The sequence below is a fragment of the Sinorhizobium sp. B11 genome, assembly GCA_039725955.1.
In the GTDB taxonomy this organism is placed as follows: Bacteria; Pseudomonadota; Alphaproteobacteria; order Rhizobiales; family Rhizobiaceae; genus Rhizobium.
This window is the reverse complement of the sequence record CP091034.1, coordinates 1,163,822-1,187,696: the sequence shown is the minus strand read 5'-3', so window position 1 is coordinate 1,187,696 and position 23,875 is coordinate 1,163,822. Positions and strand designations below refer to the sequence as shown.

23 protein-coding genes and 1 pseudogene are annotated in these 23,875 nt (G+C 61.4%); 15 read left to right on the top strand and 9 right to left on the bottom strand.

Annotated features, from left to right (window positions below; translation table 11 throughout):
- Positions 1-71: 71 nt before the first annotated feature.
- Positions 72-1,184 (top strand): pyridoxal phosphate-dependent aminotransferase, encoded by a 1,113-nt coding sequence (locus LVY75_15655; GenBank protein ID XAZ24635.1) that lies wholly within the window; start codon positions 72-74, stop codon positions 1,182-1,184.
- 180 nt (positions 1,185-1,364) lie between these two features.
- Here the strand turns inward: LVY75_15655 and LVY75_15650 are convergent, their stop codons facing one another.
- Positions 1,365-1,634 (bottom strand): sel1 repeat family protein, encoded by a 270-nt coding sequence (locus tag LVY75_15650; GenBank protein XAZ24634.1) that lies wholly within the window; start codon positions 1,632-1,634, stop codon positions 1,365-1,367.
- A gap of 431 nt (positions 1,635-2,065) precedes the next feature.
- Between LVY75_15650 and LVY75_15645 the strand changes: the two genes are divergently transcribed.
- From LVY75_15645 to amn, 3 genes are all read left to right on the top strand, one after another.
- Positions 2,066-2,404, top strand: coding sequence for a DUF2147 domain-containing protein (locus LVY75_15645; GenBank protein ID XAZ24633.1), 339 nt, complete (start codon positions 2,066-2,068; stop codon positions 2,402-2,404).
- A gap of 127 nt (positions 2,405-2,531) precedes the next feature.
- A complete protein-coding gene (locus LVY75_15640; GenBank protein ID XAZ24632.1) occupies positions 2,532-2,714 on the top strand; it encodes a hypothetical protein in 183 nt (60 codons plus the stop codon).
- Positions 2,715-2,786: 72 nt separating this feature from the next.
- Positions 2,787-4,289, top strand: coding sequence for an AMP nucleosidase (gene amn / locus LVY75_15635; protein XAZ24631.1), 1,503 nt, complete (start codon positions 2,787-2,789; stop codon positions 4,287-4,289).
- 44 nt (positions 4,290-4,333) lie between these two features.
- Here the strand turns inward: amn and LVY75_15630 are convergent, their stop codons facing one another.
- On the bottom strand, positions 4,334-4,501 hold the full coding sequence (locus LVY75_15630; protein ID XAZ24630.1) for a hypothetical protein: 168 nt from the start codon (positions 4,499-4,501) through the stop codon (positions 4,334-4,336).
- Positions 4,502-4,760: 259 nt separating this feature from the next.
- Between LVY75_15630 and LVY75_15625 the strand changes: the two genes are divergently transcribed.
- Genes LVY75_15625 through LVY75_15610 form a run of 4 tightly spaced genes read left to right on the top strand, consistent with a single transcriptional unit; the run spans position 4,761 to position 7,100 of the window.
- Positions 4,761-5,111: a YciI family protein gene (locus LVY75_15625; protein XAZ24629.1), complete on the top strand. Its 351-nt coding sequence runs from the start codon at positions 4,761-4,763 to the stop codon at positions 5,109-5,111.
- 12 nt (positions 5,112-5,123) lie between these two features.
- Positions 5,124-5,483 carry a YciI family protein gene (locus LVY75_15620; GenBank protein ID XAZ24628.1) on the top strand — a complete coding sequence of 120 codons (360 nt, stop codon included), beginning with the start codon at positions 5,124-5,126 and terminating at the stop codon, positions 5,481-5,483.
- Positions 5,484-5,485: 2 nt separating this feature from the next.
- Positions 5,486-5,845 (top strand): YciI family protein, encoded by a 360-nt coding sequence (locus LVY75_15615; GenBank protein ID XAZ24627.1) that lies wholly within the window; start codon positions 5,486-5,488, stop codon positions 5,843-5,845.
- A gap of 19 nt (positions 5,846-5,864) precedes the next feature.
- Positions 5,865-7,100, top strand: a complete 1,236-nt coding sequence (locus LVY75_15610; protein ID XAZ25730.1) for an RNA polymerase sigma factor — start codon at positions 5,865-5,867, stop codon at positions 7,098-7,100.
- On the opposite strand, the gene LVY75_15605 is transcribed toward LVY75_15610, so the two are convergent.
- Entirely contained in the window at positions 7,090-8,055 is a 966-nt protein-coding gene (locus LVY75_15605; protein XAZ24626.1) for a flippase-like domain-containing protein, read from the bottom strand. The two genes, LVY75_15610 and LVY75_15605, sit on opposite strands and share 11 nt — an antisense overlap.
- 81 nt (positions 8,056-8,136) lie before the next feature.
- Between LVY75_15605 and LVY75_15600 the strand changes: the two genes are divergently transcribed.
- A complete protein-coding gene (locus LVY75_15600) occupies positions 8,137-9,147 on the top strand; it encodes a glycosyltransferase family 2 protein (protein ID XAZ24625.1) in 1,011 nt (336 codons plus the stop codon).
- A 1-nt stretch (position 9,148) separates the two neighbouring features.
- On the top strand, positions 9,149-10,639 hold the full coding sequence (locus LVY75_15595; GenBank protein ID XAZ24624.1) for a glycosyltransferase family 39 protein: 1,491 nt from the start codon (positions 9,149-9,151) through the stop codon (positions 10,637-10,639).
- A gap of 55 nt (positions 10,640-10,694) precedes the next feature.
- Here LVY75_15595 and LVY75_15590 read toward each other — a convergent pair whose 3' ends face one another.
- Positions 10,695-12,062, bottom strand: coding sequence for an aspartate aminotransferase family protein (locus LVY75_15590; protein ID XAZ24623.1), 1,368 nt, complete (start codon positions 12,060-12,062; stop codon positions 10,695-10,697).
- Between the two features lie 75 nt (positions 12,063-12,137).
- Between LVY75_15590 and LVY75_15585 the strand changes: the two genes are divergently transcribed.
- Together LVY75_15585 and LVY75_15580 are read left to right on the top strand one after the other, a co-directional pair.
- Complete coding sequence (locus tag LVY75_15585; protein XAZ24622.1) at positions 12,138-13,484, top strand: glutamine synthetase family protein; 1,347 nt, start codon at positions 12,138-12,140, stop codon at positions 13,482-13,484.
- Between the two features lie 163 nt (positions 13,485-13,647).
- Positions 13,648-15,426, top strand: a complete 1,779-nt coding sequence (locus tag LVY75_15580) for a diguanylate cyclase (protein XAZ24621.1) — start codon at positions 13,648-13,650, stop codon at positions 15,424-15,426.
- Positions 15,427-15,429: 3 nt separating this feature from the next.
- On the opposite strand, the pseudogene LVY75_15575 reads toward LVY75_15580, so the two are convergent.
- Positions 15,430-16,375: pseudogene (locus tag LVY75_15575) on the bottom strand (diacylglycerol kinase family lipid kinase).
- A gap of 295 nt (positions 16,376-16,670) precedes the next feature.
- On the opposite strand from LVY75_15575, the gene LVY75_15570 reads away from it, so the two are divergent.
- Positions 16,671-17,918, top strand: a complete 1,248-nt coding sequence (locus tag LVY75_15570) for an MFS transporter (GenBank protein ID XAZ24620.1) — start codon at positions 16,671-16,673, stop codon at positions 17,916-17,918.
- On the opposite strand, the gene LVY75_15565 is transcribed toward LVY75_15570, so the two are convergent.
- Positions 17,886-18,287 (bottom strand): helix-turn-helix transcriptional regulator, encoded by a 402-nt coding sequence (locus tag LVY75_15565; protein ID XAZ24619.1) that lies wholly within the window; start codon positions 18,285-18,287, stop codon positions 17,886-17,888. The genes LVY75_15570 and LVY75_15565 overlap by 33 nt on opposite strands.
- Positions 18,288-18,392: 105 nt before the next feature.
- Here LVY75_15565 and LVY75_15560 point away from each other — a divergent pair, with 105 nt between their 5' ends.
- Both LVY75_15560 and mgtE read left to right on the top strand, forming a co-directional pair.
- The gene (locus LVY75_15560) at positions 18,393-19,406 is read left to right on the top strand and encodes a zinc-binding alcohol dehydrogenase family protein (protein ID XAZ24618.1); all 1,014 of its coding nucleotides are present in this window, start codon (positions 18,393-18,395) and stop codon (positions 19,404-19,406) included.
- A 316-nt stretch (positions 19,407-19,722) separates the two neighbouring features.
- Positions 19,723-21,096, top strand: a complete 1,374-nt coding sequence (mgtE, locus tag LVY75_15555; protein ID XAZ24617.1) for a magnesium transporter — start codon at positions 19,723-19,725, stop codon at positions 21,094-21,096.
- Here mgtE and LVY75_15550 read toward each other — a convergent pair.
- Genes LVY75_15550 through LVY75_15540 form a run of 3 tightly spaced genes read right to left on the bottom strand, consistent with a single transcriptional unit; the run spans position 21,093 to position 23,759 of the window.
- Positions 21,093-21,905, bottom strand: a complete 813-nt coding sequence (locus LVY75_15550; protein XAZ24616.1) for an ABC transporter ATP-binding protein — start codon at positions 21,903-21,905, stop codon at positions 21,093-21,095. The two genes, mgtE and LVY75_15550, sit on opposite strands and share 4 nt — an antisense overlap.
- On the bottom strand, positions 21,898-22,905 hold the full coding sequence (locus LVY75_15545) for an iron ABC transporter permease (protein ID XAZ24615.1): 1,008 nt from the start codon (positions 22,903-22,905) through the stop codon (positions 21,898-21,900). The genes LVY75_15550 and LVY75_15545 overlap by 8 nt, the downstream gene beginning before the upstream one ends.
- Complete coding sequence (locus LVY75_15540) at positions 22,902-23,759, bottom strand: iron ABC transporter permease (protein XAZ24614.1); 858 nt, start codon at positions 23,757-23,759, stop codon at positions 22,902-22,904. Before LVY75_15540 ends, LVY75_15545 begins: the two co-directional genes overlap by 4 nt.
- Positions 23,760-23,875 lie beyond the last annotated feature (116 nt).

Sequence of the window (23,875 nt, the reverse complement as noted above, 5' to 3'; positions counted from 1 at the left end):
TTGCTTGCCATGGCAAAGCGAGAGCCTATTCTTGCGCGGCTTTTTCAATAATCCCGGGAAATTGCCCTCGCATGTCTGCCTTCTCGCGCTTCACGCCGCTCGCCAGCGCCCTGCCCTCCACCGTCCCTTTCGTCGGCCCAGAGGCCATCGAGCGTCAGCGCGGTCTGAAGGTCGAAGCGCGCATCGGCGCCAATGAAAACGGCTTCGGCCCGGCTCCCTCGGTTATTGCCGCCATGCGCGAGCAGGCCGGCGACATCTGGAAGTACAACGATCCGGAAAATTACGCGCTGCGCGAGGCGCTTGCCAGCCATCTAGGCGTGACACCGGCCAATATCGCAATCGGCGGCGGCATCGATGAACTGCTCGGGCAGATCGTGCGGCTGGTGATCGAGCCCGGCGGCACCGTCGTGACCTCCTTCGGAGCCTATCCGACCTTCAATTTCCATGTGAACGGCTTCGGCGGCCGACTGGTCACCGTTCCTTATGCCGGCGACCGGGAAGATCTCGACGCGTTGCTCGATGCGGTCAAGCGCGAGAACGCACTGCTTGTCTATTTCGCCAACCCTGACAATCCGATGGGAAGCTGGTGGGATGCCCAAGAGATCGTCGCCTTTGCGCGCGCGCTGCCGGAAACCTGTCTGATGATCCTCGACGAAGCCTATAGCGAGACCGGCCCGGCTTCTGCCCTGCCGTCGATCGGGTCGCTCATCGATCTGCCGAACATCGTGCGCACCCGCACCTTCTCCAAGGCCTACGGTCTTGCCGGCGCCCGCGTCGGCTACGCGATCTCGACGCCCGGCACGGCGCTGGCCTTCGACAAGATCCGCAATCATTTCGGCATGAACCGGCTTGCGACGGTCGCTGCGCTCGCAGCCCTCAAGGATCAGGCCTACCTTTCGGAGGTGATCGGGAAGATCCATGCCGCGCGCGACAGGATCGCCGGTATTGCCAGGGCAAACGGCCTGCAGCCGCTGGCGTCGGCAACGAATTTCGTGGCAATCGATGCCGGCCGCGATGGCACTCATGCTCGGGCGATCGTCGACGGGCTGATGGAACATGGCGTCTTCATCCGCATGCCGGGTGTGGCACCGCTGAACCGCTGCATCCGCGTGAGTGTCGGGCCGGAAGCCGAAATGGCGCGGTTCGAAGAGGCTCTGCCGCAGGTCCTGAAGAAACTCGCCTGAGAACGGGAAACCAAAAACGGGTAAACCGCGGCCGGCGGGAGGGCGCCGGTCGCGGTTTCCTTCTCCCGGCGTCGGCCCCGTCCAAAGCGCCCCGCCAGCTCCCCTCTTTTGAGGTTGTTATTTCGAATTGTCTTGTTGGAGACGGTCCTTGGAGCGCGTCGCGCCAAGCGACGACAGTCTTTAGTGGATCGTCATCCATTCGCGTGCGGCGCGGAGCGCTTCGGCAAGCTGCATCTTGCTCATCGCAGCGGCCACATCGGCACGCAGCTCGGCGGCGCGGTCGTTGCCCTTGATTGCGGCGATGTTCAGCCACTTGTGAGCGGAGACGAGATCGATCTCGCAACCACGGCCGGTCGCATACATCAGACCCATTTCGCAGAAGACATCGGCGCTGTTGTTTTCGCCACCCATGGTGGCCATTTCAGCATTGTGCATTTCAAAGCGTGCCATCGGTTCTATCCCTGTTTAGCCTGTTAAGACGTACCCTGTTTTACCTTTGGGCCTTGCCATCTTCTGCGGCTTCCGGCCTCTCCGGTCCGGCGGGTTTGCCCCGCTCGTTTGATGGGTTCACTATGCCAAACGGCTTTCAAAAAACGCCTAAAATGCATGATTAATTTGACGCAAACAAAGTGCAAATGCTTGGTAAACTTGGGTTTTTGTTAAACATCGGAATCCCTGCGAATTAAGGATTTTCCAGCGCCTTTTACGAAAAATTCAGATTTGGAAATTGAGGATTTGTTCACTATGAAATCAGCATCGATCTGGCCATCAGCAGAAAAAACCTCGCGCGGAGGCCGGATTTTTGGCCCGTCCCGCATCATATTTACCTTTACGTTCGCGTCAGTTATTTTCGCGCCATTTCATATCTCAAGGAGGAAGAGATGATCCGTACCCTCGTTCTTGCCGGCGCACTGGTACTCGCGGCAGGCCTTGCCCAGGCAGATGAACCGATCGTCGGCAACTGGAAGACCCGCGCCGGCGATACGGCAGTGATTGCGCCCTGCGGCGGGGCATACTGCATCACGCTGAAGACGGGCAAATATGCCGGCAAGAAGATCGGCAGACTGTCCGGTGCCGGCGGCAGCTATAGTGGTGAGATCACCGATCCTGCCGACGACAAGACCTATAGCGGCTCGGGCACGATCTCCGGCGGCTCGCTCAAGATGCAGGGCTGCATGATGCAGGTCTTCTGCAAAACGCAGACCTGGACCCGTCTCTGAAACGCTCGGCCTCTGAGAACCTTAGCCGGCCTCAGAAACTGAACGCAAAATGAACCACCGTCTCAGCACCCGTTCAGCCACATCATGGCAAAACAGCACCATGAAGGGCGCATATCGGGGTAAGGACGTGGACGTGTTCATTCTAGCGAGACGCTTTACAATCATAACGCTGTTTGCGGCGATCTTCGCGATTTCGTTTTCGGCAGTCGTCGTGCGCAACGGCGGTGGCGGCGGCGCACAGCAATCGCATTTCGGCGCGAACTATACATGCCTGGCAAGCAGCGGCGGTTACTGCACCGTCATCCGTTGAGACCCGGGAAAAATCTGGGTCTCAGCCTTTGAGCGTCGTTTGCTTGTTAAAAACGACTCTCTATAATGCCTCATGAGCAAACGAATCTATCCCCTGTCCGCGTTCGACATTTCGTCGCCTCCCCCTTTCGAGCCGCAAACCTTCGATGATCCGGCAAAAGCCGTCGAGGCGCTGACGGCACTTTACGAGCGCAACACGTCCTTCCTGATCGACAGCTTCACGAGGCTTGCGCAGGGTGCACCGGTCACCTCCCGCTACCGTGCCTTCTACCCGCAGGTGAGCATCGAGACGACGAGCTTCGGCCATGTCGACTCCCGTCTCTCCTACGGCCACGTGACGGCACCCGGCGTCTATACGACGACGGTCACCCGGCCAAAGCTCTTCAAGCACTATCTGAAGGAACAGCTTTCGCTGCTGGTGAAGAGCCATAACGTGCCTGTCGTCGTTTCCGAATCCTCGACGCCGATCCCGCTGCACTTCGCTTTCGGCGAAGGCGCGCATGTGGAAGCGTCGGCAGCGGCTTTTGTCGATATTCCGCTGCGCGATCTCTTCGATACGCCCGACCTCAACACGACGGACGACGAAATTGCCAACGGCGAGTATCTGCCGCCTCCCGGCGAGCCCTCGCCGCTGGCCCCCTTTACCGCACAGCGCATCGACTATTCGCTGGCCCGCCTGTCGCACTATACGGCAACGGGTGCCGAGCACTTCCAGAACTTCGTGCTGTTTACGAACTACCAGTTCTATATCGACGAATTCTGCTCGTGGGCACGCAAGCTGATGGCAGAAGGCGGCGATGGCTATACGGCCTTCGTTGAGCCCGGCAATATCGTCACGCTTGCAGGATCGAGCGTTCCGGAAACGGATGCCGTGCTTACCCGCCTGCCCCAAATGCCGGCCTATCACCTCAAGAAGAAGGGCCATGCCGGGATCACCATGATCAATATCGGCGTCGGTCCGTCCAACGCTAAGACGATCACCGACCACGTGGCCGTGCTGCGCCCGCACGCCTGGCTGATGCTCGGCCACTGCGCCGGCCTGCGCAACAGCCAGCGCCTCGGCGACTACGTTCTGGCGCATGCCTATATGCGCGAAGATCATGTGCTCGACGACGACCTGCCGGTCTGGGTGCCGATCCCGGCACTTGCCGAAGTGCAGGTGGCGCTCGAGGCCGCCGTTGCCGAGATCACCGGTTACGAGGGCTTTGAGCTGAAACGCATCATGCGCACTGGCACGGTCGGCACGATCGACAACAGAAACTGGGAACTGCGCGACCAGGCCGGCCCGGTGAAACGACTGTCCCAGGCTCGCGCCATCGCGCTCGACATGGAATCGGCGACGATTGCCGCCAATGGCTTCCGATTCCGCGTTCCCTATGGGACGCTGCTCTGCGTTTCCGACAAGCCGCTGCATGGCGAGCTCAAGCTGCCGGGCATGGCGACCGCTTTCTACCGTACGCAGGTGAACCAGCATCTGCAGATCGGCATACGAGCAATCCAGAAGCTTGCCGCCATGCCGCCGGAAGCCCTGCATTCGCGCAAGCTGCGCAGCTTCTTCGAAACGGCGTTTCAGTAAGTATCAGCTTTGGCCCGACCTTATCGGTCGGGCCAAAGCTGTTCTCAGGCGCTTGCGGCAAGCTGCAGCGCTTCGATCAGGCCGGCAAATGCCGCCAGCGCAATCCCGGTCCTGACCAGCATCTTCATCACCTCGGCATTCTCAAGCGGCGGCATCTTGCGCACGCCGCGTGTGACGATCAGATGTGCTATTCCGAATTCAAGCATGCTCATTGCTCCATCTCCTCGATGTTGTCAGATGAAGCTTTGTCGAGCGCTGCCTTCGTCTTTCGACACGCAAACCGCTTGAAAGATATTTTTCTTCCCTGTCGAAAAGTACCTAGGCTGTTCGTCTCTAAGCATCGGCCCGAAAATCGCGATAGATTTTAGGAGAGCCCGATGCATAGATTCAAAGATTTAGAGTGTCCTTTGTGCGTCCGAATGGACGCACGGCGCTCCAAGGGCTGTGAAAGTACAGCGTGGAGGATAAGCAATGAAATATCTTTGCCAGGTCTGGTTCGACGGCACGGTGCTGTCGGCCATGTCGCAGGAAGAGAAGAACAAGCTCGGCCGGGATTCGCTCGCCTATGACCGCGACCTAGCCGACAGCGGCCACATGATCGTCGCGCAGGCGCTGCAGTCGCCGCAGTCGGCCGTCACCGTCAGGGTGCGCGGCGGCGAGATGTCGGTCACCGATGGCCCCTTCATCGAGACGAAGGAAGCGCTCGGGGGCTTCATCCTAATTGAAGCCAAGGACCTCAACGACGCGATCCGTGTTGCAGCCGGCATCCCGCTGGCAAAGCTCGGCGCGATCGAGGTTCGCCCCATCCACGAATTCGGCTGAGGAGGTCATGCCATGAAATTTCTGGGTCAAGTCTGGTTCAATACTGAAAAGAGCAGCCAGGTCAGTCAGGAGGAATGGGCAGCGGTCACGCAGGAGTGCATCATCAGCGATGACCACTGGCGCGACAGCGGCCATATGTTGAGCGCACTGGCGCTCTATGAGCCCGAGCAGGCCGTAACGCTCAGGGTTCGCAACGGCACCGTCGCCGCTACGGATGGTCCATTCGCCGAAATCAAGGAACATCTCGGCGGCTTCGTGGTGATCGAGGCTGGGGATATGGAGGAAGCCAAGGCGATCATTGCCACCTTCCCGATCCTCAAATATGCGTCGATCGAGATCAGGCCCGCCTATTCGATCAAGGATGGGAGATAGCGATGCGCTTCGTCTGCCTCATCTATAATCCTGCCGATATGGATGGCACGCTCAGCAAGGCCGAGGGCGACGAGCTCGTGAGGGACCATTTCCAGTATGACGAGGAGCTTGAGCGCAAGGGCATCATGATCCATTCCGATGCATTGGAAGGTCCCGAGAGCGCCTCGGTCCTGAGAGTGCGCCATGGCATTCTGTCTTCGACCGACGGCCCTTATGTCGAGACCAAGGAACATCTGGCCGGCATCTACATCATCGAGGCGGCCGATCTCGAAGAGGCGCGCAACGTCGTTGCGGGCATTCCGAGCGCCCGGGTCGGGTCGATCGAATTGCGTCCGGTGAGGCTTCTCACCCTGCCGCAGTGAGGGCCGGCCCTTGAAACAGGTGATTGGAGAACGGGTGATCGAGGATATCTACCGGCAGCATTCGCGCCGGGTTCTGGCGACGCTAATCCGCCTGCTCGGCGATTTCGACCGGGCGGAAGAGGCGCTGCACGACGCCTTTGCGGCAGCGGCGCGGACGTGGCCGATCGACGGCATGCCCAACAATCCGGTCGCCTGGCTCGTCTCGACAGGGCGCTTCAAGGCGATCGATCACCTCCGGCGGCGAGCCCGCTTCAACGCCTCGCTGCAGCACATCGAGGACGGCCTCTATCCTGATGGCACAGAAACGGAGATTGGCGACATGGAACCGATCGAGGACGACATGCTGCGGCTGATCTTCATCTGCTGCCATCCGGCGCTTGCCGCCGATGCACAGACCGCGATGGCGCTACGTGAGGTCTGCGGATTGACGACGGAAGAAATTGCGCACGCCTTCCTCGTGCCGGCGCCGACCGTCGCGCAGCGTATCGTGCGCGCCAAGAACCGGATCAGGACGGAGAAAATTCCCTATGAAGTGCCCGTGGGGGCCGAGCTACCTGAAAGGCTCGACCGGGTCTTGCACGTCATCTACCTCGTTTTCAACGAGGGCTATTCGGCATCCTCGGGCAACACGATCGTCCGAGCGGATCTGACGGCCGAGGCGATCCGGCTGGCACGGTTGCTGGCGACCCTGCTGCCGCATCCGGATGTCTCCGGCCTGCTGTCGCTGCTGCTCCTGCAGGAGTCGCGCCGTGCTGCCCGGCAGGATGGCGACGGCGCGCTTGTGCTGCTTGCCGATCAGGATCGGTCACGATGGGACCGGACCAAGATCGCCGAGGGGCTTTCGCTGCTTTCGATCGCCATGCGCACGCCCGAAGTTGGGATCTACACGGTTCAGGCAGCGATCGCGGCGGAACATGCCAAGACCGGCAACATCGAAGAGACGGACTGGCGGCGCATCGCCTCCTACTACGACCTGCTGCTTGCCGCCCATCCGTCGGCTGTTGCCGAACTCAACCGCGCGGTGGCAATCGCCATGGCTGACGGACCCGAGACAGGCCTCGCACTTGTCGATGTCATTCTCGGCAAGGGAGAGCTTTCGACCTATCACCTCGCTCACTCGGCGCGCGCGGATTTCCTGCGCCGGCTTGGACGCCGGGCCGAAGCGATCGAAGCTTACGAGACGGCGCTGACATTCTGCCGCCAGGAACCGGAACAGGTCTTTCTGCGCAAGCGCATTGCGGAGCTTAGGATCTAGCCTTGCGGCGGCCGAGCGGGAGCGAGATGGCGGTGCCGGTCAGGGCCGAAACGATGATGAGGAGATGCGCGCTCACGCTCGCCTGCGCCAGGGCATCCAGTGCTGAGCGTTCGCTTGACGCACCGAAGGCGACCGCACCGGCAGTGATGCCGGCCGGATAAGTGCCGACACCGCCCGGCGCATGTACCGGCAATACTGAGGAAAGCTCGCCACCCAGCGCGCCGCCGAAGCTTGCGGCCATCGGCAGCACGCCCATCAGGCCGAGCGCCCAGGCGAGCACCAACACCTTCACCAGCCAATTGACGATGGTCATCGCCCAGGCGCGGCCGAAGGCTACGGCATCGAAAGGCAGTCCATTCTCGATCTCATGGAGCAGTGCCTGCGCCTTGCGCGGCAACAGCTTTGCACCGAGACGCAGCAGCGGCTTGCGGGCAGCGAAGGCAAAGACCGGCAGGAACAGAAATATGACCCAGACGAGCCAGGCAAGCGCAGCATTGGAGGCGGCCACAGCAAAACCGAGGCCGGCGGCAGCGAGCAGCGCATGCAGGTCCAGAAGCCGCATGACCAGCAGGGCGGAGGTGCCGCGGGTCAGCGGAATGCCGAATTCCGTGCGCATCAGCACCGGAAAACTCGTCTCGCCGGCGCGGAAGGGCAGCATGATGTTCAGGAGGTTATGGATCTGCGTGACGCGGAAGAGTGCCACGAAACGGCCTGCCGTCTCCCGTGGAAAATAATCGTAGATGCGCCATGTACGCAGGAAATAGGTGCTGGTCAGGAGTATCAGTGCGCCGATGACCGGACGTGCTCCGACGGCGGCCCATTGTTCCAATATGACCGACCAGCCCCAGAACCATTCGATGAAAAGTGCATAGGCTGCGACGATTGCGACCGTCAGCAGGCTCATGCGATTGCGCAGAAACCAGGATTGCCCGCTTTCAACACTCGGGGTCTTCATGTATCAGGCTTCCTAAGTTTGGCTGCGGCGGCTGGTATTCCATTGGTCCTTCATTGCCGCGCCTTTTAGGAGAAATGAAACTTGCAGACAACGGTAGAGTCCATTCGCGATGCGAATGATCAGATGCAACCGCTCGAATTGTCGCTGGTCGTCCCTGTTTTCAACGAGGAAGAAAGCATCGGCCCGCTCATCGAGCGCATCGTCGCGGCCATGGCCGACTATCCGCATCGCTGGGAACTGATCCTCGTCGACGACGGCAGCACGGACGCAACACTCGTCAACGCCCGTAAATTCGTCAACCGCGACGGGCTGACGCTGCGCATCGTCGAACTGCAGCGCAATTTCGGCCAGACCGCCGCCATGCAGGCTGGTATCGACACGGCCCAGGGCCGGCTGATCGCCACCATGGACGGCGACCTGCAAAACGACCCGAAGGATATCCCTTCGATGGTCTCGGAGCTGGAACGGCGCGAACTCGACCTGCTCGTCGGCTGGCGCAAGAACCGCCAGGACGGCCTGCTGCTGCGCAAGATCCCTTCCTGGTGCGCGAATTACCTGATCGGCCGCATCACCGGCGTGAAGCTGCATGACTATGGCTGCAGCCTGAAGATCTACCGCGCCTCGATCATCAAGCAGGTGAAGCTGATGGGCGAGATGCACCGCTTCATCCCAGCCTGGGTTGCCGGCGTCGTGCCAAGCTCGCGCATCGGCGAAATGGCCGTCACCCATCACGCACGCCAGCACGGCACCTCGAAATACGGCATCTCGCGCACCTTCCGCGTGATCCTCGACCTGCTGTCGGTGATGTTCTTCATGCGCTACAAGGCCCGCCCGGGCCATTTCTTCGGCTCGCTCGGCCTCGGCCTCGGCGGCCTTGCTGCGCTGATCCTCCTCTATCTTGGCGTCGACAAGTTCATCATGGGCAATGATATCGGCACGCGACCGATGCTTATGGTCGGCGTCGTGCTGCTGCTGTCGTCGGTGCAGATGATCACGACCGGCATCCTGGCGGAGATGATCGCCCGAACCTATTACCGCGACGACGCCTCGCCGAACTATATCGTACGCCAGATCTTCTCTCGAGAAAGCTGACGTGCAGGGCCTTTTCAGCCGCCGGCCACATCTGATCCTGGCGGTGCTCGGAACCTATTTTCTGCTCCACCTGATCGTGCGGCTCAGCATCCCCAATGCGCTGGAGCTGGACGAGGCGGAGCAGATGCTGCTCTCGCAGTGGTTCGCCTTCGGCTATAATTCGCAGCCGCCCTTCTACAACTGGGTGCAGTATGGCGTGACATCGCTGATCGGCGTGTCGCTGTTTTCGCTGTCATTCCTCAAATGCACCATGCTGTTCCTGTCCTACGTCTTCTATTGGCTGGCGGCGCGTCTGACGTTGAGGAACAGCAGCCTGGTGGTGATGGCAACGCTTGGCTTGCTCACCGTGCCGCAGATCGTCTTCGAGGCACAGCGGGACCTGACGCATTCGGTCGCAACCATCTTTGCCGGATCGCTGTTCCTCTACGGTTTTTTCCGCACGCTGAAGGCGCCTTCGGCGATCTCCTACACCATTGTCGGCATTGCGACCGGCATCGGGATGATATCGAAGTATAATTTCGCGCTCCTCCCGGCCGCCGCTCTGATCGCGGCCCTCATCGACGCGGATTTTCGCAAGCGGATTCTAGACTGGCGGCTGGCGCTGACGATCGTCGTGTCGATCGCTATCGTGTTGCCACACGCACTCTGGTTCCTGCAGCACTTCGACGTTGCCGTCGACCGCACGCTGCACAAGATGACCGGTGACGGGGAAAGCTTTCTGGCGCAGGTGTCGACCGGCGTTTTCCGCTTCATCTCCGCGATGGTCGGCATAGCCGGCGTATCGGTCGCCATCTTCCTGGCGCTCTTTGCCAGATCGTTGCCGGCCATGTGGCGCGCTTCCAGCCGCTGGACAAGAATTGCCGGTCGCATCCTGCTGATCGAGATCGGCGCCATTGCACTGATGATCCTGCTCGCCGGGGTCGACAACGTCGCCGACCGGTGGCTGACGCCACTCTTTCTCATCCTGCCGCTTTATATCTGCATGAAGGCAGACAGTGCCGAAGTCGATGCAGGCGTGCCCTTGCGGGCATCGCTTGCTGTCGGCGGCGTCATCATGGTTGCGGTGCTGGCCGTGCTTGCCATGCGAGCCTATTGGGGTCCGCTTTTCGGCAAATATCAGCGGCTGAACATTCCCTATTCCGGCTTTGCCGAGATTATCCGCAAGGATATCGGCGGCGAACCGGGGCTGATCGTCGGCTACGATCCGCATCTCGACGGTAACATGCGGCTGCTGATGCCCGACACACCGGTGCAGACCTATTTCTATCCGGACTTCAAGCCGACGTTTCGACTGGATGCAAAACATCCCGTCGTTTTCGTCTGGCGCGATGACAAGGGCGGACCGCCGCCCGCCTGGCCGAACGACTATTTCGGGGATGTGCTGGCGCAGAACGGTTTGAAGCAGCCGGAGACGCATGTCGTCACCTTGCCCTACATCTACGGCCGGCCGGGTGACACCTATCAATTCGCCTATGCGGTCGCCTATCCCTAGAGTATTTCCCTCTTTCTTCGACGCAAAACCGCAATGCACTCTTGCCGGAATTGCTTTAAGCGCGCAGTTCCTTCCAGGCCGCATCGAGCGCCAGTTTGGCGATCCGCGCCATCTCGTCGACCTCCTCATGGCTGATGACGAGCGGTGGCGAGGCCAGCATGCGGTCGCCGGTGGCGCGCAGCACGAGGCCATTTGCCAGCGCGTGATTGCGCACCAGCGCCCCGATCGGATCGGGCTTTTCGAAACGGCTGCGGGTCTTCTTGTCGGCGGCAAGCTGCAAGCCGCCCATCAGGCCGACACTTTGCGCCTCACCGACGAAATCATGCTCGGCAAGGGCGCCCCACTTCTTTGCGAAATAGGGGCCGATGTCGTCGCGCACGCGCTCGACGAGCTTCTCCTCCTCGATGATGCGCAGGTTTTCGAGCGCTGCGGCGGCGCAGACCGGATGACCGGAATAGGTAAAGCCGTGATTGAAATCGCCGACGTCGTTGATCAGCACTTCGGCAATGCGATCGCTGACGAGCACTCCGCCGATCGGCAGATAGCCTGAAGACAGGCCCTTGGCGATCGGCGCGAAATCCGGCTCGACGCCGAAATATTGATGGCCGAACCATTCGCCCAGCCGCCCGAAACCACAGATGACCTCGTCGCTCACAAGCAGGATATTGCGTGCCCTGCAGATGCGGTCAATCTCCGGCCAGTAGGTCTCCGGCGGGACGATGACGCCGGCCGCGCCCTGGATCGGCTCGGCGACGAAGGCGGCGACGTTCTCCTCGCCGAGCTCATCGATCTTGGCTTCGAGCTCGCGGGCGACCTTCAGCCCGAATTCGGCGGGCGAGAGATCTTCGCCCTCCCCGTACCAGTAGGGCTGGCCGATATGGACGATGCCCGGAATGGGCAGATCGCCCTGCTCGTGCATGTATTTCATGCCGCCGAGGCTGGCGCCTGCAACCGTCGAGCCGTGATAGCCGTTGCGGCGTGCAATGACCGTCTTCTTCGAGGGCCTGCCAACGGCTGCCCAATAGACGCGGGCCATGCGAAACCAGGTGTCGTTCGCTTCCGAGCCTGAACCGGTGAAGAAGATATGGTTGAAGCGCGGGCCAGCCTTGGACGTCACCTTCTCCGCCAGCAGGGTCGTCGGCGGCGAGGTCGTGCCGAAGAAGGTGTTGTAATAGGGAAGTTCGTTCATCTGACGCGCGACAGCGTCGGCGATTTCCTTGCGGCCATAGCCGATATTGACGCACCAGAGACCGGCGAAGCCATCGAGGTACTTTTTGCCGTGACTGTCGAAAATATGCACACCCTCGCCGCGCTGGATGATGCGGGTGCCATCGGCGTTCAGCTTCTTCATGTCGGAGAAGGGATGCAGATGATGTGCGGCATCGATCGCGGCAAGGTTTGACAGCGGGTAAGTATCGGACATGATTAGACCTTCGGATTGAAAGGCTTTGACTGATGGTTTACGATCTTGGCCTTCTGCGAGAGGATTTTCAAGGTCATGGCGAGCAAGGGTAAAGAGACTGAAGCGGGTGATCCGCGTTCCGAGATCCTGATCGTCGGCATGAATGGCGATCTGCGCGGCAAGCAGCTGCCGCTATCGGCCGAAAAGAAGGTCTGGGCCGGCGACATCCGCCTGCCGACCTCCACGCAATCGCTCGATATCTGGGGCGACGACAATGACGATATTACGGGCCTGTCGCTGACGATCGGCGACCCCGACGGCAATGTCATTCCCGATAGGCGCAGCCTGACGCCAATGCCTTGGGCGCCCGAGGGATCGATGCAGGTGCTTGCCACGATGCACGAATTCGACGGCAGCCGGAGCTTCATGGATCCGCGCGGTATTCTCGCCTCCGTGCTTGAACGTTATGCCGAGCGCGGGCTGACTCCTGTGGTGGCGACCGAGCTGGAATTCTATGTGGTCGAGGAGAACTGGCGCGAGACGGGCATTCCCTCTCCGCCCGCAAGCCTTACCTATCGCGGCGATCCGAACGGTTTCCAGCTTTATGACATGAGTGCGGTCGATGCGCTCGACGGCTATCTCCAGACGCTGCGCGCCTACGCCAAGGCGATGAGCCTGCCGGCGGAGGCGACGACGGCGGAATTCGGGCCTGGCCAGTTCGAAGTAAACCTGCTGCACCGGCCCGATGCGCTGGCTGCGGCCGACGACTGCCTTTATCTGAAGCGCGTTGCCGAACAGGCCGCACGCAGGCACGGGCTAAAAGCGACCTGCATGGCCAAGCCCTATTCCGAGCATGCAGGCTCGGGGCTGCATGTGCATGCGAGCATCATCGACCGGGATGGCAACAATATTCTCGATGCCAAGGGCGGCGAACCGAGGCTTTTGAAATCGGTGACGGCGGGCCTGCTGCAGACCATGCAGGAGGCCCAGCTGGTCTTCGCGCCCTTTGCCAATTCCTATCGCCGCTTCCAGCCAGGTTCCTTCGCGCCGACCGATCTGACCTGGGGCAGCGGACATCGCGGCACGGCAATCCGGATTCCCGATACCGATGGACCGGCGGCGCGCATTGAGCACCGGGTGGCGGGTGCGGATGCCAATCCCTATCTTCTGCTGGCGGCGATCCTCGGCGGCATGTTGCTCGGCCTCGACGGAGATCTCGATCCGGGCGAGGAAACGACGCCCGCTTACACACCAACGGACGCAAAACGGCTCACGCATGATTTCCTTACGGCGGTCGAAGCCTTCCGGCAGTCAGCCTTTATCGCCAATATCTTCGGCGATAGGTATCGAAAGTTGTATGGCGACACAAAGTACAAGGAAGCAATAGCCTACCTTCGCACCGTATCGGATTTCGATTATCGCACATATCTTGCGCGCCTCTAGTTAATAGAGCGGTCACATAACTTTCACCTGCACGCTTTTCTTAACCCTGTTGGGCATTATCGATTATCTATACTCGAAATCGGTAATATATGCCTGATATCAGCATATTCAGCAAACCGGCAACGGAGCCGGATCGGATGACAGGTTGAAAGGGTTCGGTTTGATGAACCGCATCACTCTTGAGGGAAAGCTGCTTTTTGCAACTGTCATCGTGGCATTTCTTACCCTCGTTCTGACAGCCAGCGCTCTCATTCCGACCTACGAAAGCTATCGTTCGACCAATGACAATCTGCGGGCGGTGGAGCGTTTCCGCCAGGTCCTGGAAGCGGCGAGCCGCATGTCGGCGGAACGCGGACCAGCCAACGACATCATGGCGATCGAGCCGAACAGCAGCGCGCCTGCAACAGAGCGTTTGAAGGTCTTCCGGCGCATCAGCGATATCTCGCTCGAGGCGCTCGATGAGCCGCCTGAAGTCGACGTATCCTCCTCCCTTCCCGATCTCAGGGCCGCGCTTGCCGAGACACGAACGCAGCTTAGCAGGGCTCGCGAAGCCGTCGACCGCGTTGCCGCAACACCGCTTGCCGACCGCCAGCCGGACGATGTGCAGAACGCGATCGGCGAGATGATCGAGGTGATCGAAACTTTCCAGCATGTTGTCGACTGGCACATAGCCGCCTTCACCGCCCGCCGGTCGGAACTGACCGCACCATTCCTGACGGGGCGGATGATCAGTGACATGCGCGAATATGGCGGCCGGGCTGCCTCACAGATCATGGGTCCGATTGCCACGCGCCAGCCGCTGCGTGACAGCCATATCACCGATGCAAGCCGCACAATTGGCCGGCTCCTGGAGTTGCGCAAGCTGATGCAGGGCCAGAAAATCGTCAGCGATCGCGATGCGCTGTCCCAGCAGCTCATGAAGGATATCGATACGATCTTTTTCGGATCCGGCGTCGAGCTCGTTAAGATATTGATCGAGCAGGGCAAGATCTCCGGCGATTATTCGGTTTCCGCAGTCGATCTGACGCGCGACTACGTTCCGACGCTGCAGCCACTCGAAAGGCTGCGCACGGTATTTCTCGACGACGTGGTGAAGCGCTACCGAACCCAACACTATGCCGCGTCCTATCGCCTGGCGGTCATCGCTGTGATCACCGCCTCCGCTCTCGCGGTGCTGTTCATGCTATTCCGCTCCATCCGCCTTCACATGCTCGATCCGTTACTGACGGCCCGCCGACAGATCATCGCGCTTGCCGAGGGCGGCGCCATGACGAACCTTGGGACCGGATCAAAGGCGCCGGAAATGCGCAGCCTGTTCGACGCGCTGGAATTGCTGCGCGGCAAGCTTGACGAGCGGGCCGAGTACGAGGCTCGGCTGAAGATGCAGGCCGAAAAGGACGGGCTGACCGGCGTATGGAACCGCCGGGCGCTGGAAGGCTTCGGCAACGCGCCTTCGGAACGCGAGGAAGATGTCTGCCTGATGCTGATCGATATCGATCACTTCAAGACGGTCAACGACACCTATGGCCACCTCACCGGCGATGCCGTGCTGATCGAAATGGCCACCCTTTTGCAAGGTGCGATGCGTCCCACCGACGTCGTCGCACGTTATGGCGGCGAGGAATTCGCCGTTCTCGTTTCGACACCGGATCTTGCGAATACCATCGATTTTGCAGAGGAACTTCGCAGCCGCATTCAGGCGCATGTGATCCGTGACGGGGAAACCGGCATCGATCTTTCCATTACCGTCAGCATCGGCGTCGCCTCCGGTCTATGCGGTGCAAGCGGCTGGCGCCAGCTCATCGCATCGGCCGACGAGGCGCTTTACTGCGCCAAGAAGAAGGGACGCAATCGCACCTGTGTGTTCGGCGACGAGGCGAACCGGGATATCGTCGAAAGCGCCCTCATTCCTTTCAGGGCCAGGCGCGCCGCTTCTTTCTGAGCATCAGGCCGCCGGCTCGCGCCGGTCACCCTCTCCCTCCTGGGCAGCCAATCCCTGCCTGACCAGTACCTTCAGTTCGCCCGGATGAAGCTTCACCGTGATATCGCGCGCCAGCGGCAGAAGTTCGCCGTCCATGACGCAATTCGCCTTGGCGCGCAGCTTCGGGAAATGCAGATACACCTCGGCCGGATGCATGACCATGACAGCGTCGTTTTCGCGGAACTTGCCCCGCAGCATGTCGATCGCCAATCGTGCGACGCCGAGCGGCCTCAGCGGCTTTGCCGTATAGAAGCCGAGTTCGCCGCTGCGCAGATTGTCTGCATAGAGCAGCGCGTTTTCGCCGAAGGGATTGTTTGAGACCGATATCGCCGAGACGCGCCGGGTCTCCTTCATGCCCGCCGCCTCGAACGCGACCTCGAATTCCGGCGGGTTGAAGACGACGCCGAAGGCAGCACGCGTGCTGGCGCGCATCTTGCCGAGGCGGGAGCGGTAGCTGTAGGAATTGCGGTATCGCACCATGCGTGCGTGCAGTCCGGCGGAGAACTGGTGAATGAAGGGCCTGCCGTTGGCACTGGCGATATCGACATTGTCGAGCTCGCCGAAAGCGAGCACATCGAGCGCCTGCCAGATATCGAGCGGCACTTTCAGCGAGCGGGCAAAGAGATTCATGGTACCGGCCGGCACGACGCCAAGCGCGACCCCGTTCTTCCAGGCGATGGAAGCGGCTGCCGAGATCGTGCCGTCGCCACCACCGGCGACGATGCCGTCTATATCGTCGCGCCGTGCGGCGCGCTCCATGGCGGGAACGATCTCGCCGCCGGAAAAGACGATCGCTTCGAAATCATGCCCGGCATCGCGGAAGACCTCCTCCGCGCGCTTCTCATAAGCCTGCATGTCTGTCGTTCTGAAAGTACCGCCGTCGCGATTGAAAAAAACCGACGAGCTTCATGAGGTGCCTATTCCCTGTCCTCGCTGTGATGCCTGACCTCAAGAAATGGTCGATACACCTGTGATTTCAAGCCGGACGATTTTTCCGGACACATCACTGAAGCGCAAATATTGCAATGGACGTATGCAGATAGCAGGACGCTGCACTGCAAAAAAAGCACTCGACGCCTTCGGCTTGCCATTTGATAGATAGAAGAATGGAGATCCCATCTCCGCCTCCCGCCATTTCTGAATGACCGGTCCTGCGTGTCCCGCCAGCGGCCGTTATCCAAGCACAGATCCTCCGAGGACCGCCCGTGAGCCAGGTTGCCGTCAACGATTCCATCAATGATTCCATCGATGATGATTCTACCGATTCCGGGCCGGAGGCAGCTCTTCCCTCGGCCATGACGGTCGCGCTCGTGCAACTGGCGCTCGCCGCAGGCGGCTTCGGCATCGGTACGGGTGAGTTCGCCATCATGGGTCTCCTGCCCAATGTGGCGGACACTTTTTCGGTCACGACCCCACAGGCTGGTTATGTTATCAGCGCCTATGCGCTCGGCGTCGTCATCGGCGCACCCGTCATCGCCGTGCTTGCCGCCAAGATGGCGCGGCGCACGCTGCTGCTCTGCCTGATGCTGCTCTTTGCCGTCGGCAATATTCTGAGCGCCATCGCGCCGACCTTCGAAAGCTTTGCGGTGCTGCGCTTCATTACCGGCCTGCCGCATGGCGCCTATTTCGGCGTGGCAGCCCTCGTTGCCGCCTCCATGGTGCCGGCGCATCGCCGCGCGCGAGCCGTCGGCCGCGTCATGCTCGGCCTCACGGTCGCAACCCTGCTCGGCACGCCGCTAACGACCTTTTTCGGCCAGGCGCTCGACTGGCAGGTGGCCTTCCTCACCGTCGGCATTATCGGTCTCGTGACTGTTGCGCTCATCTGGTTCTACGTGCCGCATGACAAGGTTGCTGAAGGGGCAAGCGCATTGCGTGAACTCGGCGCCTTCCGCCGTCCGCAGATCCTGCTGACGCTCGGCATTGCCGCAGTCGGCTACGGCGGCATGTTCGCGATGTTCAGCTACATCGCCTCGACGACGACGCAGGTGGCGATGCTGCCGGAAACGGCCGTTGCGCTGATGCTCGTGCTCTTCGGCGTCGGCATGAATGCCGGCAATGTCATCGGTTCATGGCTTGCGGACAAATCGCTGCTCGGCACGATCGGCGGCTCGCTGGTCTACAATATCGTCGTGCTGACGATGTTCTCGCTGACCGCCGCCAACCCCTACATGCTCGGGCTCTGCGTCTTCCTCGTCGGCTGCGGCTTTGCGGCAGGCCCGGCGCTGCAGACGCGCCTGATGGATGTCGCAGCCGATGCGCAGACGCTGGCTGCCGCCTCCAATCACTCGGCCTTCAACATTGCCAACGCGCTCGGCGCATGGCTCGGCGGCCTCGTCATTGCCTGGGGTTACGGTTTTGCAGCGACCGGCTATGTCGGCGCCGTCCTGTCGTTCCTCGGCCTCTTCGTCTTTGCCGCGTCGCTACGCCTGGAGCTCCGCAGCCGAACTGCCTAAGGCCTTTGCGATACGCAGCTCCCGTCCCTCGGGGCTGCAGAAGACGAATTCATCGCCCCAGGCGGCAAGCGCCCGGATGACCGGCTTCAGCGTGGAGCCGAGCGGTGTCAGCGCATATTCAACACGCGGCGGCACGACCGGGTAAACAGTTCGTGAGATCACGCCGGATTCCTCCAGCTCGCGCAGCTGCTTCGTCAGCATGCGCTGGGTGATGGCAGGCAGATGGCGCCTCAGCTCGTTGAAGCGCAAAGTCCTGTCCATCAGGTGGAAAAGGATCACTCCTTTCCACTTTCCATCGAGATAGCTCAGCGTCGCCTCGACCGGGCAACCGGGAAAATTCGTGACCAATTTGGCGCGCGGCAGTGACATCTACAGTATCCTTTTTGGTACTACGTACAGAATTTGTGCATTCTTGCGTTGCCGGAACATAGGTCGCATCTAGCTCTCGTGCAATGAACACAGGAGTTTCCCAAGATGCGCGCCGTCGCCTACAAGACCCCACAGCCAATCGCCGCCGAAACCTCGCTGATCGATGTCGAGCTGCCAACACCCGAGGCCAACGGCCACGACCTGCTCGTCGAGATCAAGGCAGTCTCGGTCAACCCCGTCGATGTGAAAGTCCGTGCCAGCATGGCGCCGCCTGCCGATGAACTGAAGGTGCTCGGCTATGATGCGGCCGGCATCGTCAAGGCTGTCGGTTCGGATGTCACGCTGTTCAAGCCGGGCGACGAGGTCTTCTATTCGGGCGTGATCAATCGCCCCGGCTCCAATGCCGAATTCCAGCTCGTCGACGAGCGCATTGTCGGGCGCAAACCCAAGAGCCTCGATTTTGCCGCTGCGGCCGCCCTGCCGCTCACCTCGATCACCGCCTATGAAGCACTGTTCGACCGTCTGCGTGTCACCGATCCGGTGCCGGGCGCCGCGCCTGCGGTGCTCATCATCGGTGGCGCCGGCGGCGTCGGCTCGATTGCCGTACAGATCGCCCGAATGTTGACCGACCTCACCGTGATCGCCACCGCCTCTAGACCGGAAACCCAGGAATGGGTCAAGGCACATGGAGCGCATCATGTGATCGACCATTCCAAGCCGATCGCACCGCAAGTCGCAGCACTCGGTATCGGCGCACCGGGCTTCATCTTCTCGACGACGAATACCGACAAGCATGTTGCCGATATTGTCGAGGCGCTCGCACCGCAGGGCCGCTTCGCACTGATCGACGATCCCAAGACCTTCGATATCGTTCCCTTCAAGCGCAAGGCCGCTTCGGTTCACTGGGAACTGATGTTCACCCGTCCGCTCTTTGGCACGCCTGACATGATCGAGCAGCACAAGATCCTCAACAGGATTTCCGAGCTCGTCGATGCCGGCAAAATCCGCACGACGCTGTCGGAAACCGTGGGTGCGATCAATGCCGCGAACCTGAAAAAGGCGCATGCCATGGTCGAGAGCGGCAAGATGAAGGGCAAGGTTGTTCTCGCCGGATTCTGAGGTTTTCAGGACCGAAAATCCGCCTTTTTCGACGCCCGAAATATTGCGTAAAGGATGCTGACCTATAATGCCGCGCCGAGGGTGCGGCATTCTGGCGTTAAGCATCTAGGCAGCTTGACTTTTTCCGCATTCGAGACCACCTAGTGTGACACGTGGATGACGCATGTCTTGCACGGATATCAACGGAGCCATCATCACGATGCCAAGCGACAGTAGCAGTCGATTGCCTTTGCCGTACGCGGCCGTCGTGCGCTGACCTGGACGCTCCAGGCTCGCCCGTTCGGACGCTACGGCGGATCGACGGAAAGGCGAGCCAATGAATATCAATCGCTTCCCCCTGCGGGCCGGCTATGCTGCCCGTGCCTTCATGAATAACAGCCGTGTCGCGACCATTGCCGAGCGCGTGGAGTCGTTGAACGGACTTGCCCCGGCTGAAGCCGGCCGCATCCTCTCTCGGATGCCGCAGGACTATGCCGTCAACATTCTCGACCGTCCGGAACTGCGCAACGCACCGGCCATTCTGGCGCTGATGGACAGCGCAGATTCGGCCCGGCTGCTGCATGGCATGTCGAACGACCGCGTCGCCGACGTTCTGCTGGAACTCGATGTCGATGATCGCGTACGCCTATTCTCCAGCCTGGAAGAACCCGTCCGCATCGCCATCCAGCATCTGATGGGCTATCCGCCGCGCACGGCCGGCAGCATCATGACGACGGAATTCGTCAGCGTGCCCGACGACTGGACCATCGCCCAGACACTGGACCATGTGCGGCAGGTCGAACGCTCCCGCGAAACCGTCTATGCCATCTATGTGCTGGATCACAATTCCGGCGCGCTCATGCATGTCGTCACACTGCGCCGCCTCATCACCGGCGAGCCTGACGCCTCGATCCTGTCCGTCGCGCAGAAGGGTACGCCGGTTTCGGCCAATGCGCTGATGAAGCAGGAAGACGTCGCACGGCTGATCCGCAAGCACGACCTCCTGGCCATGCCCATCGTCGACGACCACGGCATGGTGCTCGGCATCGTCACGGTCGATGACGTCATCGACACGATGATATCAGACACGACCGAGGCCGCCCAGAAATTCGGCGGTATGGAAGCGCTCGGCAAACCCTACATGAAGATCAGCTTCGGCGGCATGATCCGCAAGCGTGCAGGCTGGCTCTGTGCCCTCTTTCTGGGCGAAATGCTGACGGCAAGCGCCATGCAGCATTTCGAAGGCGAGCTGGAAAAGGCGGTCGTTCTGACGCTCTTCATTCCGCTGATCATGAGCTCCGGCGGTAACTCCGGTTCGCAGGCAACCTCGCTCATCATCCGGGCGCTGGCTGTCGGCGAGTTGAAGCTGACCGACTGGTGGCGGGTGCTGCTGCGTGAACTGCCGACGGGCGTCGTGCTCGGCGCCATTCTCGGGCTGGTCGGCATGCTGCGCGTGATCTTCTGGCAGACGGCCGGGCTCTATGATTACGGCCCGCACTGGCAGCTGGTCGGCCTGACGGTCTTTGCCGCATTGGTCGGTATCGTCACCTTCGGCTCCATGTCGGGTTCGATGCTGCCCTTCCTGCTGCAGAAACTTCGGCTCGATCCGGCAACAGCATCGGCTCCCTTCGTTGCCACGCTGGTCGACGTGACCGGGCTCGTCATCTACTTCTCGGTGGCGCTGCTGATCCTCAGCGGAACGCTGCTTTAGCGCCCAACGAACGGCAGGCAGAGTGGTGTCCCATCAACCGGATGGGATATCACCACGGCATCGATGCCGAAGACGCTGCGGATCAGCTCCGGCTTCAGCAAGTCTCCGGGGCTGCCTGCAGCATGGATGCCGCCATCGGCGACCGCGATGATGTGGTCGGCATATTGGGCGGCGTGATTGAGATCGTGGACGACCATGACGATGGTGCGTCCACTCTTCTCGTTCAATTCCTTCAACAGTTCCAGAACTTCCAGCTGATGGGCGATATCGAGATAGGTCGTCGGCTCGTCGAGCAGCAGGATCGGCGTTTCCTGCGCCAGCGCCATGGCAATCCAGGCACGCTGGCGCTGGCCGCCGGATAGGCGGTCGAGCGGGCGTTCGGCAAGATCCGCCAGCCCGGTGGCAGCGAGCGACGCCTCTATGATCGCCTCGTCGTGACGGCTCGTGCGCGACAGCATGCCTTTGTGCGGGTGACGGCCGAAGCGGCAGAGCTGGCGCACGGTCAGGCCATCGGGCGAAACCGGGCTTTGCGGCAGGAGTGCCAGGGTCTGGGCGATCGCCTTGCCAGGCATGGAAGCGATCGCCTTGCCGTCCAGCGTCACGGTGCCGCCGAGCGGCTGGATGATACGGCCGAGAGCACGCAGCAGCGTCGATTTGCCGGAGCCGTTAGCGCCGATCAGGGCAGTGATCCTGCCGTCGGGGATCGTGACATCGACATGATCGAGCACTTTGATTGCAGCATAGCCGAGCGTCAGATCCTCGGCGGAGAGGCGTGAATGGCCGGCGTCAGTCTTGCCTGCATCAGTCATGGCGACCCGCCTCCTTGATCAGCAGGAAAATGAGATAGGGACCGCCGATCACGGCAGCCACGATGCCCGCGGGGATCTCGTTCGGCAGGGCCACGAGCCGACCGATCAGATCGGCAGCGGAAAGCGTCAGGGCGCCGATCAGCGCGCTTGCCGGAACCATATGCCGGGCACGTGGACCGACGAGCAGGCGGGCGGCATGAGGCGACAGCAGGCCGAGGAAGCCCATGCTGCCGACGGCGGCGACGCTGCCGGCGCAGAGCAGCACCGAGACGACGATGAGGCCGCCGCGCAAGAGGCCAGGCGAAATGCCGAGGCTCGTCAACGTATCGTCGCCAAAACCGCCGGCATCGAGCCTGATAGTGGCGATCAACACGAAAGGCAGGCAGGCGATGAGCCAGAGTGAGAGAGCGACCACATCGGTCATCGTCGAGCCATAGACGCTGCCGGCAAGCCAGACCATCGACTGGTCGGCGCGCGTCGGGAAGAGCACCATGACATATTGCATCAGCGCTTGGGCCAACATGCCAAGGGCGACGCCCACAAGCGCCAGGGCCGCGATGCCGCCGCCGAAGCTGCGGCCGATGGCAAGCAGCACCAGCGCGCCCGCAACCGCACCGGCGATGACACCAGCGGGAATGGCCCAGACGGCCCAGGCCGGCGGCGCGAAGAGACCGGCAAGGAAGGCGCCGAGGCCGGCCCATTTGGTGATGCCGACGACATCGGGCGAGGCCAGCGGGTTTCGCAGCGCGCCTTGCAGAAAGGCGCCGGCAATGCCGAGCGAGGCGCCGGCGAGGATGGACACGATGACGCGCGGGGCGCGGTACTGCATGACGATGAAGGCGCTCTTGCCGCCGGCAATGCCTTCCAGCACTTGGCCGACCGAGAGCGTGACGGCGCCGATCGTCATGCCGAGCACGGCAATGACGAGGATGAGGACCGCGATGGCAAGGCAGACGCTTGCAGCACGCAGGCTCTTCGATGGCAGGGCCGCACTCGTCATTTTGCCCTCTGCCGCCAGAGGATGGCGACGAAAGCCGGTGCTCCGATCAGAGCCGTCACGATGCCGACAGGGGTTTCGGCCGGAAAGGCGGCGACGCGGCCCAAGAGATCGGCGGCAGTCAACAGCAAGGGGCCGGTGATAGCGCTCAGCGCGATCACTGTCAGCTGGTCGTTGCCGGCAAGACGCCGCACGATATGCGGCACGAGCAAGCCGATGAAGCCGATCGGTCCGCTGACGGCGACGGCCGACCCGGCAAGGACGACGATGAGCGTGGCTGCAAGGCCGCCGACACGTCTGGCATTCTGGCCAAGCGAAATACCGGTGGTCTCATCAAGCGCGAGCACGCCGAAATGACGACCGGCGATCAAAGCGATTCCGCCGCCGAGAAGCGTGAAAGGCAGTATGATCCAGACCTTGCTCCATTGCGCGCCATTGATGGAACCGGCGAGCCAGTAGACGATATCCTGGCCGGCATTGTTGGCAATCAGGATCGCCTGCACGAGGGCGGCGAGCACGAGCTGGATGGAGATGCCGGCAAGCGCCAGCTTCATCTCGTTCATCGCGCCCGATACCGACAGCGCCCACATGGCGAGACCTACGGCAGCCGCACCGATGAAAGCCGGCCAGACGGTGCCTCCGGCGCTCAGGCCCGGCATGGCGATCAGTGAAATCACGATGACCAGCGAGGCCCCGGCATTGATGCCGAAGGTCTGCGGTGAAGCGAGCGAATTGCGGGTCAGCGTCTGGATCAACACGCCGGCAACGGCGAGGTTGGCGCCGACCAGCGTGGCGAGCATTGCCCGCGGCAGGCGCACGTCCCAGACCAGGGCGCTGTCAGGCGAGCCATCGGGCACAAAAAGGAGATGAAGCGCACGGGCGACCGGTTAGCGCGGAAACGCCGAAGGAAATGCCGGCCAGGACAGTCGCAGCGAGCGCCAGCAACAGGCAGAATGCCAGCAGCGCGGCGCTG

What these genes read in the sequence shown, in the direction of transcription:
- LVY75_15655 (XAZ24635.1), top strand. Translation starts at nt 72, where the DNA reads ATGTCTGCCTTCTCGCGCTTCACGCCGCTCGCCAGCGCCCTGCCCTCC.
- LVY75_15650 (XAZ24634.1), bottom strand. Translation starts at nt 1,634, where the DNA reads ATGGCACGCTTTGAAATGCACAATGCTGAAATGGCCACCATGGGTGGC.
- LVY75_15645 (XAZ24633.1), top strand. Translation starts at nt 2,066, where the DNA reads ATGATCCGTACCCTCGTTCTTGCCGGCGCACTGGTACTCGCGGCAGGC.
- amn (XAZ24631.1), top strand. Translation starts at nt 2,787, where the DNA reads ATGAGCAAACGAATCTATCCCCTGTCCGCGTTCGACATTTCGTCGCCT.
- LVY75_15630 (XAZ24630.1), bottom strand. Translation starts at nt 4,501, where the DNA reads ATGAGCATGCTTGAATTCGGAATAGCACATCTGATCGTCACACGCGGC.
- LVY75_15625 (XAZ24629.1), top strand. Translation starts at nt 4,761, where the DNA reads ATGAAATATCTTTGCCAGGTCTGGTTCGACGGCACGGTGCTGTCGGCC.
- LVY75_15620 (XAZ24628.1), top strand. Translation starts at nt 5,124, where the DNA reads ATGAAATTTCTGGGTCAAGTCTGGTTCAATACTGAAAAGAGCAGCCAG.
- LVY75_15615 (XAZ24627.1), top strand. Translation starts at nt 5,486, where the DNA reads ATGCGCTTCGTCTGCCTCATCTATAATCCTGCCGATATGGATGGCACG.
- LVY75_15605 (XAZ24626.1), bottom strand. Translation starts at nt 8,055, where the DNA reads ATGAAGACCCCGAGTGTTGAAAGCGGGCAATCCTGGTTTCTGCGCAAT.
- LVY75_15590 (XAZ24623.1), bottom strand. Translation starts at nt 12,062, where the DNA reads ATGTCCGATACTTACCCGCTGTCAAACCTTGCCGCGATCGATGCCGCA.
- LVY75_15585 (XAZ24622.1), top strand. Translation starts at nt 12,138, where the DNA reads ATGGCGAGCAAGGGTAAAGAGACTGAAGCGGGTGATCCGCGTTCCGAG.
- LVY75_15580 (XAZ24621.1), top strand. Translation starts at nt 13,648, where the DNA reads ATGAACCGCATCACTCTTGAGGGAAAGCTGCTTTTTGCAACTGTCATC.
- LVY75_15565 (XAZ24619.1), bottom strand. Translation starts at nt 18,287, where the DNA reads ATGTCACTGCCGCGCGCCAAATTGGTCACGAATTTTCCCGGTTGCCCG.
- LVY75_15560 (XAZ24618.1), top strand. Translation starts at nt 18,393, where the DNA reads ATGCGCGCCGTCGCCTACAAGACCCCACAGCCAATCGCCGCCGAAACC.
- mgtE (XAZ24617.1), top strand. Translation starts at nt 19,723, where the DNA reads ATGAATATCAATCGCTTCCCCCTGCGGGCCGGCTATGCTGCCCGTGCC.
- LVY75_15550 (XAZ24616.1), bottom strand. Translation starts at nt 21,905, where the DNA reads ATGACTGATGCAGGCAAGACTGACGCCGGCCATTCACGCCTCTCCGCC.
- LVY75_15545 (XAZ24615.1), bottom strand. Translation starts at nt 22,905, where the DNA reads ATGACGAGTGCGGCCCTGCCATCGAAGAGCCTGCGTGCTGCAAGCGTC.